Annotated in this window: 11 protein-coding genes; 6 read left to right on the top strand and 5 right to left on the bottom strand. The window is 60.8% G+C overall.

From position 1 onward, the window contains the following. The 4 genes from PMI11_RS09615 to PMI11_RS09600 form a co-directional block, all read left to right on the top strand. Positions 1-776: ABC transporter permease (locus PMI11_RS09615; protein WP_007816068.1), on the top strand; the 776-nt coding region annotated here is incomplete at its 5' end. Between the two features lie 54 nt (positions 777-830). Further along, a complete protein-coding gene (locus PMI11_RS09610; protein WP_007816066.1) occupies positions 831-1802 on the top strand; it encodes an ABC transporter substrate-binding protein in 972 nt (323 codons plus the stop codon). Between the two features lie 411 nt (positions 1803-2213). After that, entirely contained in the window at positions 2214-3446 is a 1233-nt protein-coding gene (locus PMI11_RS09605; RefSeq protein ID WP_007816064.1) for an efflux RND transporter periplasmic adaptor subunit, read from the top strand. A 12-nt stretch (positions 3447-3458) separates the two neighbouring features. Next, a complete protein-coding gene (locus tag PMI11_RS09600; RefSeq protein WP_007816062.1) occupies positions 3459-6779 on the top strand; it encodes an efflux RND transporter permease subunit in 3321 nt (1106 codons plus the stop codon). A gap of 57 nt (positions 6780-6836) precedes the next feature. On the opposite strand, the gene PMI11_RS09595 is transcribed toward PMI11_RS09600, so the two are convergent. Continuing rightward, positions 6837-7898 (bottom strand): LacI family DNA-binding transcriptional regulator, encoded by a 1062-nt coding sequence (locus PMI11_RS09595; RefSeq protein ID WP_007816060.1) that lies wholly within the window; start codon positions 7896-7898, stop codon positions 6837-6839. A gap of 156 nt (positions 7899-8054) precedes the next feature. Between PMI11_RS09595 and PMI11_RS09590 the strand changes: the two genes are divergently transcribed. Further along, complete coding sequence (locus PMI11_RS09590) at positions 8055-8252, top strand: hypothetical protein (RefSeq protein WP_007816058.1); 198 nt, start codon at positions 8055-8057, stop codon at positions 8250-8252. 111 nt (positions 8253-8363) lie between these two features. Next, positions 8364-9050, top strand: coding sequence for a Crp/Fnr family transcriptional regulator (locus tag PMI11_RS09585; protein WP_007816057.1), 687 nt, complete (start codon positions 8364-8366; stop codon positions 9048-9050). Between the two features lie 2 nt (positions 9051-9052). On the opposite strand, the gene PMI11_RS09580 is transcribed toward PMI11_RS09585, so the two are convergent. The 4 genes from PMI11_RS09580 to PMI11_RS09565 form a co-directional block, all read right to left on the bottom strand. Continuing rightward, positions 9053-10489 carry a DUF6880 family protein gene (locus tag PMI11_RS09580; RefSeq protein WP_007816055.1) on the bottom strand — a complete coding sequence of 479 codons (1437 nt, stop codon included), beginning with the start codon at positions 10487-10489 and terminating at the stop codon, positions 9053-9055. Between the two features lie 75 nt (positions 10490-10564). Next, positions 10565-11176, bottom strand: a complete 612-nt coding sequence (gene ureG / locus PMI11_RS09575; RefSeq protein ID WP_007816053.1) for an urease accessory protein UreG — start codon at positions 11174-11176, stop codon at positions 10565-10567. 87 nt (positions 11177-11263) lie between these two features. Further along, a complete protein-coding gene (locus PMI11_RS09570; RefSeq protein WP_007816052.1) occupies positions 11264-11935 on the bottom strand; it encodes an urease accessory protein UreF in 672 nt (223 codons plus the stop codon). A 5-nt stretch (positions 11936-11940) separates the two neighbouring features. Beyond that, positions 11941-12543: an urease accessory protein UreE gene (locus tag PMI11_RS09565; protein ID WP_007816051.1), complete on the bottom strand. Its 603-nt coding sequence runs from the start codon at positions 12541-12543 to the stop codon at positions 11941-11943. Positions 12544-12590 lie beyond the last annotated feature (47 nt).

Raw genomic sequence — 12590 nt, 5'->3', positions numbered from 1 at the left:
CCCCCCCCAGCCAGTGGCTGCTGCGCCTGTTGATCCCGGCAATCTTCGGCGCCTGGATCCTCATCGTCTGGGAAACGATCACGCGCGGCGCCGGTATCCCTTTCGTGCTACTGCCGCCGCCGTCCGCGATCGGCGCACGCATCGTGGGTTCCCTGCCGATCCTCGGCGAAGACATCAGGCAGACGATCTTCAAGGCCGTTCTGATCGGTTACGCCATCGGCTGCGTCAGCGGCTTCGTCGTCGCCATCCTTGCCGACCGCTTCGCCTTTCTACGCCGCGGCCTGCTGCCGATCGGCAATTTGGTTTCCGCCCTGCCGATGATCGGCGTGGCACCGATCATGGTCATGTGGTTCGGCTTCGACTGGCCGTCCAAGGCCGCCGTCGTCATCATCATGACCTTCTTTCCGATGCTGGTGAACACCGTTGCGGGACTTGCCGCCTCCGGCAACATGGAGCGCGATCTGATGCGCACCTATGCCTCGAACTACTGGCAGACGCTCGTGAAGCTCCGGCTTCCGGCCGCAATGCCCTTCATTTTCAATGCACTGAAGATCAACTCGACGCTGGCGTTGATTGGTGCCATCGTTGCGGAATTCTTCGGAACGCCGATCGTCGGCATGGGCTTCCGCATCTCCACGGAGATCGGCCGCATGAATGTCGACATGGTCTGGGCCGAGATCGCCGTCGCGGCGCTTGCAGGCTCGATCTTCTATGGTGTCGTCGCCCTTGCCGAGAGGGCGGTGACGTTCTGGCATCCGTCTATCCGTGGTGGTTAGACGTGCCCCGACCCCGCACCAGGGTCTGGGCATAACTTCAGAGGGAACAAGAAAATGAAAAAATTGATGGTTGCAATGATGGCGAGCGCCATGTCGCTTGCCGCCGCCCACGCGATGGCGGCCGACAAAGTGGCGCTCCAGTTGAAGTGGGTCACCCAGTCGCAATTCGCTGGCTACTACGTCGCCAAGGACAAGGGCTATTATGAAGAAGAGGGCCTCGACGTCGATATCAAGCCAGGCGGACCCGATATCGCTCCCGAGCAGGTGATCGCCGGCGGCGGCGCCGATGTGATCGTCGACTGGATGGGTGGCGCGCTGGTTGCCCGCGAAAAGGGCGTTCCGCTGGTCAACATCGCCCAGCCCTATCAGAAGTCGGGCATGGAAATGATCTGCCGCAAGGACGGCCCGGTCAAGACCGAAGCGGACTTCAAGGGCCACACGCTCGGCGTCTGGTTCTTCGGCAACGAATATCCTTTCTTCGCCTGGATGAGCAAGCTCGGCCTCAAGACCGATGGCGGCCCTGATGGTGTGACGGTACTCAAGCAGAGCTTCGACGTTCAGCCGCTGCTGCAGAAGCAGGCCGACTGCATTTCCGTCATGACCTATAACGAATACTGGCAGGCAATCGATGCCGGCCTGAAGCCGGAAGATCTCACCGTCTTCAACTATACTGCCATGGGCAACGATCTCCTCGAGGACGGTCTCTATGCGTCGGAAGAAAAGCTGAAGGATCCGGCCTTTAAGGAAAAGATGGTCAAGTTCGTCCGCGCCTCCATGAAGGGCTGGAAATACGCCATGGAGAACCCGGATGAAGCAGCCGGAATCGTCGTCGACGCCGGTGGCCAGGACGAAAACCACCAGAAGCGCATGATGGGCGAAGTTGCCAAGCTGATCGGTGACGGCACCGGCAAGCTCGACACGAAACTCTATGATCGTACGGCGAAGGCCCTGCTCGACCAGAAGATCATCAACAAGGAACCCTCGGGCGCCTGGACCCACGACATCACCGACGCTGCCGCCAAGTAACGGCGTATCGATGCCGAAATGCAACGCGCGCGGGAAAACCTCCCGCGCGTTTTTATTTTTTTGCACTCAATGAAAAAAATCGCCTTGCAACTGTCGCATTTGTCAGGCGTCAAACGTCAAGCATATGAGAGCCGATCAATCATCGTCATGTTCACATAACCCTGAGGTGATTGATGAGCCCCGCAATGGTAATTAATAGTATCTCGTGGGGAATTATTTTCTGCCGGGCTTGCACGTGGAGCAAATCGATACCACGTACTAGCCGGATTTGCCGGATAGGGACGATAAGCTCCGGCAAGTGGGATGCGGGTAAATACCTCTGAGATTTGGAAGACGGCATTCGCCCGACCGCGAGCCTGTTTGAGAACGCGCGAGTTCGGCCGATCCCGTCAAGAGATTGGACGACGACGCATGGCACTCAAGCCGCAAGCACTACTACGCGCCTCCACTTTCCCTGTCGCCGCTTCTGCGGTCTCGGTTCTCCTTGCCACCGCTTTTGCGGCCTCGGCTGTATTTGCTCAGGAACCCCAGGCCACGCATCCGCAGGCCCAGGCTTCCCAGAACCTGCCGGCAATCGTCGTCACCACGGCGGTGAACCGCACCCTCGTCGACCGTGTCATCGGCACGGGAACTGTCAAGCCCGTCGAGGAAGTCTATATCCAGCCGCAGGTCGAAGGCCTCTCCATCCGCACCCTGAAGGCTGATGTCGGCGACAAGGTTCAGGCGGAAAGCACTCTGGCGACACTGAACGATGATGCTCTGGTCCTGACCAAGAGCCAGATGATGGCGACGAAAGCCAAGGGCGAGGCAAGTCTTGCCCAGCTGCGCGCACAGCTCATCGAGGCGCAGGCCAATGCCGAGCAGGCAAGGCAGCAGCAGGCCCGTGCCCAGGAAATGGGCAAGAAAGGCACGGTTTCGACCGCCCAGGTCGAGCAGGCCGATGCAACCGCCGCAGCCGCCAATGCCCGCGTTTCTTCCGCCGAGCAGGCAATCGAGGTCGCCGAAGCCGACCTCAAGGTCTTCGACAGCCAGATCGCCGATGCGGACCTGAAGCTGGCGCGCACCGATGTGAAGACGCCGGTCGCGGGCATCATCTCAGCCAAGAACGCCAAAGTCGGCGCTATTGCAGCCGGTACCGGCAACCCGCTGTTCACCATCATCCGCGACGGCGACGTGGAACTTGTCGCCGAAGTCGCCGAAAGCGACATTGTCAGGGTCATGGCCGGCCAGAAGGCGACGATTTCGCTTTCCGGCAGCCGCGAGAAGCTTTCCGGCGCGGTGCGCCTTGTGTCGCCGACCGTCGATCCGGTCACCCGCCTGGGCCTCGTCCATATCTCCATCGACGATGACAGCAAGGCGCGTTCCGGCATGTATGGCAGCGCCGAGATCATCGTCCGTGAGACCGAGGGCGTATCGCTTCCGCTGACTGCGGTGCTCACCGGCAGCGAAGGCTCCTCCGCCCGAAGGGTCGAGAATGGCGTGGTGAAATTCGCCAAGATCGAGACCGGCATCCAGGACGGAGCCTATGTTGAAATCACAAGTGGATTGAAGACCGGCGACGAAGTCGTGGCCAAGGCGGGCGCCTATGTCCGCGACGGCGACCACATCACTCCGGTGCGCGAACAGCCCTCGGCTTCCAACTAAAGAGACCATCCGATGAATTTTTCAGCCTGGTCCATTCGAAATCCGATCGCGCCGCTCCTGGCCTTCTGCCTGCTGATATTCATCGGCATGCAATCCTTCAACAAGCTGCCGATCACGCGCTTCCCGAACATTGATGTGCCGCTCGTTTCGATCAGCGTAACGCAGAGCGGCGCTTCGCCGGCCGAACTCGAAATGCAGGTGACGAAGGAGATCGAAGACGCGATCGCCTCTATCACCGGCATCGACGAAATCCAGTCGACGGTGACCGACGGCAGCTCGCAGACCAACGTCATGTTCCGGATGGAAGTGCCGACGGAACAGGCCGTACAGGACGTCAAGGACGCGATCGACCGCATTCGCAGCGATCTGCCGGCAACGGCCGAGGAGCCGATCGTCACAAAGGTCGATGTCGAAGGCCAGGCAATCCAGACTTTCGCCGTTTCCTCGCCCGATATGTCGCTGGAAGAACTCTCCTGGTTCGTCGACGATACCATCAAGCGTGCACTGCAAGGCCAGGCCGGCATCGGCCGTGTCGACCGTTACGGCGGCGCAGAGCGCGAAGTGCGCATCGAACTCACCCCTGATAAGCTGAACGCCTACGGCATCACCGCTGCAAGCGTGAACCAGCAACTGCGCGGCACCAACGTCGATCTCGGCTCAGGCCGCGGCCAGGTGGCGGGCAGCGAGCAGGCGATCCGCGTTCTCGGCGACGCCCGCAATGTCGCCGAGCTTGCAGACACGACGATAGCGCTGCCGAGCGGCCGTTTCGTCAAGCTGTCTGATCTCGGCGTCATCAAGGACACCTACGAGGAGCCGAAATCCTTCTCGCGCTTCAACGATACGCCTGTTGTCACCTTCGGCGTCTTCCGCTCGAAGGGCGCCAGCGAAGTCAGCGTCGCCGAAACCGTGGGGCAGAGCCTCGACAAGGTGCGGAGCGAAAACCCGAATGTGAAGATCGAGATGATCGACGATTCGGTCTATTTCACGTACGGCAACTATGAAGCCGCCATCCATACGCTGCTCGAAGGCGCGCTGCTCGCCGTCATCGTCGTCCTTCTGTTCCTCAGGAACTGGCGCGCGACCCTGATTTCAGCCATCGCGCTGCCGCTCTCCGCGATTCCGACCTTCTGGGTCATGGACATGATGGGCTTCTCGCTGAACCTCGTCAGCTTCCTGGCTTTGACGCTCGCGACAGGTATTCTCGTCGACGATGCGATCGTGGAAATCGAAAACATCGCCCGCCATATCAAGATGGGTAAGACGCCCTATCGGGCGGCGATCGAAGCGGCGGACGAAATCGGCCTTGCCGTCATCGCCACCACCTTCACGATCATCGCTGTCTTCGTGCCGGTTTCCTTCATGCCGGGCATTCCGGGTCAATACTTCATCCAGTTCGGCTTGACGGTCGCTTTCTCCGTCTTCTTCTCGCTGATGGTCGCGCGCCTCATCACCCCGATGATGGCCGCCTATCTGATGCGTGCCGAAGACGGCATGGAAGACCATCACGACAATGACGGTCTGCTGATGCGTGGATACACGCATCTCATACGCGGCACGACCGGCCACTGGTACACGCGTTATGCGACGTTGCTTGTGGCGATCGGCTTTCTGGTCGGTTCTGTCATGTTGCTCATGCAGGTGCCCGGCAGCTTCCTGCCGCCCGAAGATGCCTCGCGCATCGTTCTCTCCGTCGAGCTGCCGCCCAACGCACGGCTTGACGATACAGAGAAGACGACGGATGCGATCTATGACCGGGTCAAGGACATCAACGGCGTCGATAGCGTCTTCGTCCTCGGCGGCGCATCGCCGAAGGGCGAACTCGAACTGCGCCGAGCGACCATCACGCTCGCACTCGACAAGCTCGACCAGTCGCTGGTCAAGAAGGTGGTCAACGACGTGCTCGGCCATATCCCCGTTATCGGCCCGAAACTGCCGAAAGTGGAGGTCCACGGCCGCGAACGTCCGCAATGGGATATCGAAAAGGAAGTCTTCGCTAAGCTGCGCGACATTCCCGACGTCCATATTCTGAAGCTCAACGACCGCGGCGAACGCGACCTCTCGTTCAACTTCCTTTCCAAGAACGAGGAGGACCTGAATAACGCGGTCGGCATTCTGGAATCCAAGCTGCGCGCCGATCCGCTGCTGGCCAATGTCAGCGCCGACGGCGCCCTTCCCCGTCCGGAACTGCAGGTCCGTCCGCGCAAGGACGAGGCCGCCCGCCTCGGCATCACGCCGCAGCAGATCTCCGAGACGATCCGCGTCGCCACGATCGGCGACGTCGATGCGGCCCTTGCCAAGATCTCGCTCGACGATCGCCAGATTCCGATCCGGGTTCAGGCGTCACTCGACATGCGCCGCGATCTCGCCGCCATCCGGGCATTGAAGATCCAGACGGCCAGCGGCGGCACCGTGCCCCTCGCAACCGTCGCCAATATCGACTATTCGGAAGGCGTAAGCTCGATCAAGCGCAACAACCGTTACCGCGTCGTCTCGATCGGCTCCGACCTGCCGCAGGGCGTGGCGCTCGACACGGCTTCGGCCCGCTTCCGCCAGATCGTCAATGACGCCAAGATCCCGGCCACCGTGCACCTTGCTGAAAGCGGCGACACCAAGGTACAGACCGAAATGCAGCAGAGCTTCGTCAACGCCATGCTGATGGGCCTCCTCCTGGTGCTGACGGTGCTGATCCTGCTCTTCAAGGATATTATCCAGCCCTTCACCATCCTGTTCTCGCTGCCGCTCGCCATCGGCGGCGTGGCGGCGGGCCTGATCGTCACCAGCAATCCGCTGTCGATGCCTGTCATGATCGGCATTCTTATGCTGATGGGTATCGTCACCAAGAACGCCATCCTGCTCGTCGATTTCGCGATCGAGATGCGCCATCAGGGCATGCCCCGCGTCGAGGCCATGGTCGAAGCCGGCCGCAAGCGCGCACGGCCAATCATCATGACTTCGATCGCCATGTCGGCCGGCATGCTGCCTTCCGCGCTCGGCGTCGGCGAAGGCGGCTCGTTCCGCGCGCCGATGGCGATCGCGGTGATCGGCGGCATTATCGTCTCGACGGTGCTCTCGCTCGTCGTCGTGCCCTCCTTCTTCCTGATCATGGACGATCTTTCCCGCCTGCTCGGCTGGATCTTCGGCCGCCTGGTCGGCAAGAAGGATAAGGAGGACCTGCCGATGTCGAGTGAAGATCTCACCCGCGTCGCCCGCGAGAACCGCAGCGACATCGACTCGCTGGAGGAGCGCCTGAACGCGATCGAGAAGCCGGAAAGCAAACGCAAGGTTGCCAACGACACCAACGTGCTGCGCCTGCCGCCCTTCGCCGCCGAATAAGAATAACGCCATGAAGCAAAGGCCGGGCATCGACCCGGCCTTTTTATTTTCTGAGCCTTAGCGTGGATGCGGCGGCGCCGTGCTGTCTCTCACGACAAGTTCGAGATCAAGCGCCTCGTGATCTTCCGGCAGCGTATTTTCGAGGATCGCCGTCACCGCGCGCCGTGCGATTTCGGCAAAGGGCTGCGCGACGGTGGTCAGGCGCGGAAGCGAGGTTGCGGCTTCCGGCACACCGTCGAAGCCGATAATGGATACGTCCTCTGGCACTTTTAGCCCGCGCTCGGCGAGCCACTGCATGGCAAACAGCGCAACCTTGTCCGACATTGCCAGAATTGCCGTCGGTGGATTGGCAGAGGAGAACAGGGTTTCCATCGCCGTGATGGTGCTCGGCCTGTCATGCAATGTTCCCTGGATTGGAACGGCTTCGCGAGGAATGCCGTATTCCGCCAACGCCTGCCAGTAGCCATGCATGCGGTCGCGTGGGGTCGCTTCCATTTCAGGATCGACACGCTCGGGCGCCACCAGGCCGACAAGGCCATCGACATCGCCGATCGACAGGATCGCGATGTTCCGGTGCCCGAGTTCCAGCAAATGCCGCGCAGCCGCAGCTCCGCCTGAGACATTGTCGATGCCGATTGCCGGAATCGTCTCGTCCTCAATACCGAGCGCCAGCGCGATGAACGGCAGCTGGCGCTGGCGGGTGAGTTCCACCAGCCTCTCTCCGCCTTCCACGCACAGCAGAATGAAGCCGTCGACGAGCGCGCTGTTGATGTTCCAGGCAAGCCGCTCCTCGTTCATCGCAGATACGACGGCAATACCGGTGCCGCTGGCATCGCAGACCTCGCCGATCGCGGTCATCAGCGAACGCGCCCAGGGATCGTCGAAGAAATAGGTGAGCGGTTCGACGGCGGCAACGCCGATCGCGTTCACCCGCCCTGCCCTGAGCAGCCTGCCCTTGATGTCAGGCCCACCGTAACCGAGCTCGCGGGCGACATTGAGCACCCGCTCGCGCACCTCCTCCCGGACCACGTCTGGGCGACTGAATACATTCGATGCCGTGCCCTGCGATACGCCTGCCGCCTTGGCGACATCAGCCAGTCTCACATGCCCTTTGCCCAAAGCCACTCCTTGCGGGTACCAATTTTGCTTACTCTAGCAAGAAATTGTATCGGTTCAAAATAAACTTGACAGCGTTACGGATGAGGAGGAAGATTGAATCGGTTCAATAAATCCATTGAGATTTTGAATCGATTCAACATGACGGAGAATAGAGCGATGATCCCGATCAGTTCGCTATTCAAGGATCTCTATGAAGACCGCTGGGGGAACCCGCGCAATGGCCAACCTGCCGAGGAGGCCGAACGCGGCAAGCGTCTGTTTGTCCTCCTGCCGTTCATGCGCCGGTTCATCGGCAATCGCAAAGGTCCGGACGCCTGGTCTTTCACCATCCCGATCGATCGCCGGCTTCGATAAGAAGCCATCCTGAGGCGTTTGACCAAAATCAATTCCCCCGCGCCCCGCTTCCCCTATTCTGGCATCATCGAGGGGATATTGGCGGCCTTGGCCGCTGCCGGAGGCCGGAACATGAACAGGATGCTGATGCCGAGCAGCCGCGAACGGGCGCTGCTTTCCAGAGCCGGAATATTTGCAGAGCTGGACAGCGCGGAAACCGAGGCGCTGCGCGCCTGCTCCACCGTGATCACTTCCGCTTCGCACGACATTCTCTTTCAGGAAGGCGAGCCCGGCGTTTATTTCTACAGCGTGCTGGAGGGCTACGTCCGGCTCTTTCGTCTGAATGGAGAAGGCCGGGAAGCTGACATCCGCATCTGCGAGCCAGGCGACAGCTTCGCCGAATGTCTGATCCAGGCGGGTGGCACCTATCGCTACGGCGCCCAGTCGATGGACAATACGGTCCTTGCCCGCTTCCATATCGGCAAGGTGCGCGCCCTGCTGGCTGAAAACCCGCGGATCGGCACTGCGATCATGCACAGCCTGTCGCTGCATCTGCTGTCGACGATGGAATGCCTCGCCAACGACCGCATGCAGACGGCGCCGCAACGTGTGGCGCACTACCTCCTCTCGCATTGCGTGGAGGAAGGGCCTGCAACGGCATCGCTGCGGCTGCCCTTCCCGAAAAACCTGCTCGCCCGCAAGCTCGGCCTGGCGCCGGAGGCGCTATCCCGCGCCTTCTCGACGCTGAAATCCGCAGGCGTGACCGTACGCGGCCGCTTCATCGCCATCAGCGACGTCAACACGCTGCGGCGGATTTGAATCTAGGGTACCAGGCCCCAGAAGCCATGCTTCTTGCCGTGTCGGCGCTTCAGTTCCGCGACATAGCCATCGTGGGATCCGGTGCTGCTGAAGTCGACGATGTAGGGGGCGAGAGACGCGCATTCTGCAAGATGCCGCGCCGCATGTTTATAGCGACTGGATCGCCCGCTATCGAGCGTAAAATCGATCATTGAACGCAAAACAATTGTGGCCGCGAGCGGATGCTTCTCGGCCAGCGCTTCGGCAGCCGGTGTCATCAGTTCATAGACGTCACCATCGAGTTCTGCCTTTCGCTCGACGACAAGCTTTGCCGCCTCAGCAAGTGCCGGCCAGCCCAGGAAAAAAGCGAGCGCCCTGTGGACATCCGGGATAGTCCGGGCATAAGCGAATGCCCTTTCCTCGGCCTCGATATCGTCGAAGTCTGGCAATCGTTTAAGAAACGCGCGCAGATGCACGCCGTTCAGCGACTGCTCGAACCACTTCCATCGGTCCGCCTGAGCATCGTCCGCGCGTCCCAAGGCTTCGAGCGTCTCGACGCGGGCGAGTTGCCACTCGACCGGAATTTCGGTTCGGCCTCCGGTATCGACTTCATCCAGCGTCCGAAGTGCTTCGTGAGCGCGCCCTGAGCAAAGCAGACGGCCGGCGATATCTGCAGCCACCAGAGGGAACCTGCGGGTCTTTGCAGGCTGCTGGGCGACATATGCGTCGACATCGCCCTGAGCGTCGGCGATCTCCTGCAGAGCGATACGCACCGTCAGCTCGCGTCGATCCCCGTAGACTTCGTCCTCGTAGACCGCGCCATTGCTGCCCCAGCCGATGACCCAACGGTCGCCGGCTGCGGGCTTTACCTGAGGCTCTTTCGACCACTGTACGAACAAGGCTTTCAGATGTTCAAGACCATCGTTGCCGAGCGCCGCAACCATCTCGGGGATCAATCCGTCATACTGGCCGTAGGCGTTATTTTGGACGGCGGCGAAAATCTTGTCGGCAAGGATATCGGTATCGATACCTGCCGCCTTGGCGATCGCACCAGCATCCGTGCAAGCTTGGTGGAAACTCTCCATCAGCAAGTCGCCGCCGTTGTTGGATCTCTCGAAGATCGAATCGGCAAGCGTAAGAAATTGCCAGATCAGCTCGAAGCCTTCTTTCGGATCGTCCGCGGCAACGATATCGCCGATAGCCTTGCGCTGCGTTTCAAGATCCGCCTTGATCTTCTTGACCTTGCGCCAGTTTATCAAGGTGCGTGCGCGAGCGATGCTTGCGAGCCGCTTGCGCACTTCACGCGCCATCTCGGCGCTGCTGTCGTTGCCAGCGAGCTCCATGCGAAGCCGTTGCTTGTGAGCGGCGCTGCCGGTGCTGATTTCGATCAGCAGCTCGGCAAGCCGTTGTGTGCCGAGTGCTTCCAGGTTCTTCGCATTGAGAGTCGTCTTCGCCGCCATCGCTCTTCGCTAGTTGGTTCTTACCAACGTTACCCTGCAGGGCATCCAGGTCCAAGCTCAGGGCGACGAAATAAACTAAAGGCCACCCTGCACCCGCAGGAAGTCGACGATCGAACCGATGCCGTCGCCGCGCTTCATGTCGGAGAAGACGAAGGGACGCGTTGCGCGCATGCGCGTCGCATCCCGGTCCATCACATCGAGGTCAGCCCCGACATAAGGCGCCAGATCCTTCTTGTTGATGACAAGCAGATCGGACCTTGTGATACCCGGCCCACCCTTTCGCGGGATTTCCTCGCCCTGGCAGACGGAGATCACATAGATGGTGATGTCGGCGAGATCAGGCGAGAACGTCGCCGCCAGATTGTCACCACCGGATTCGATGAAAACGACGTCGAGATCGGGAATGCGCTCGTTGAGACCTGCGATGGCCTGTAGGTTAATCGTCGCATCCTCGCGGATGGCCGTATGCGGGCAGCCACCAGTCTCCACACCAACGATCCGCTCGGACGGGAGCGCCTGCATGCGCACCAGCGCCTCGGCATCTTCGGTTGTGTAGATATCGTTGGTCACGACGGCGACGGAATAGTCGTCACGCATCGCCTTGCAGAGCTTTTCGGTCAGCGCCGTCTTGCCCGAGCCGACCGGTCCGCCGATACCGACGCGCAGGGGTCCGTTTCTTGATTTCATGTGTCTTACTCCTATCGAAGTCAGATGATAACGAAGCGCTGCTTTCCCGCCACCGTCAAATGACGCAGGTGCGCGGATAAGTCCTGCTCAGGAGCGGAACAGCCGCGTCTCCTGCGTCTCGTGGCGGAGCCCCGCAATGTCAGCCTGAACCGTCGCCGAACCGAGATCCTCGACACTGGAGCGGGCAGCACGCGCGGCAATATCCATCACATGCTCCTCCAGACCGGCAAGAATGGCAACGCCGTCCTTCTGTCCCGTGACACCGAGCCGGATACCGGAAGAGACCGCCTGGGAGAGATAGGCATGCAGGAAGACAGCGAGCGCCTTCTCAAGCGCTATCCCATGCGCGCCCGTCACCGCACCGACGGCCACCGGATAGGCCGTCTTCTTCGGCAACCGGCTGAAGACGTCATCGGGCCAGGCCTGCGCAGCCGTCAGGAAGGCTTCGCCAAGCAGCATCGTCTCCTGATGCCGCTCGCGCGAGCCGGCAAGCGCTGCTGCCAGTTCGGCAAGCTCCGCAAGGTGGTCGGCATCGTTGTGACCACGATGGCTTGCGGCAAAGAGTACGGCATCGTTCCAGACCGAACCGTTGCTGGTCAGCGTCTGAAGCCAGCGCCGCAGCATGCCCGCATCGCCGACGAGTCCATCCGCCACCGCCCGCTCCAGCCCGCCGGAATAGGCGAAGGAGCCGACGGGAAAAGCCGGCGAAAGCCATGCCGTCAGGCGCAGCAAAGCCTGCAGCTCACGATCCCCAGCCATCAGGCTCAATCGTGCTTATGGTGGCTGTTGTCGTGGTTGTGGCCATGCTCGTGGTCATGGTCGTGATGATCGTGTCCATGGTCATGATGTGCATGATCATGGTGCTCGTGGTCATGATGCTCATGATCATGGTTGTGGCCGTGATCGTGATGATCATGCCCGTGCAAATGTCCGCCGTGGGAATGATAGGCGCCACGCGCCGGCTGGAACGGCTCGTTGATATCAAGCACCATCGCGCCCAGCCCCTGCAACATGGTGCGGATGACGTGATCGCGCAGGATCACGATGCGATCCTCCTCGATCTGCGCCGAGAGATGACGGTTGCCGAGATGCCAGGCAAGTTCGATCAGATGCGCGCGGTCACGGCCGCGCACTTCAAACAGTTTCTCGTCGGCAGCAAGTATTTCGATCAGCTCGCCATCCTCGCGCACCAGCATGTCACCATTGGCGAAAAGCACCGGATCCTTGAGATCGAGCATCACCATCTCGCCGTTCTCCAGATGCAGGAGCTTGCGGCGCAGGTGCCGCAGATCGTGCGGCAGCTTGACCTGTGCGGTCGGATGGGAGGAAGGGGTACCGGCGGGAAGGTAAGATGTGACGCGCTGCATGACATATCCGTTAAACTGGAACCTAGACCATGCAAAATAGCCCTTCG

Origin of the sequence: Rhizobium sp. CF142, assembly GCF_000281145.1 — a bacterium.
Taxonomy (GTDB): Bacteria; Pseudomonadota; Alphaproteobacteria; order Rhizobiales; family Rhizobiaceae; genus Rhizobium.
Note: the sequence above shows the minus strand (reverse complement) of the source record. Positions and strands in the feature narration are given on the sequence as shown.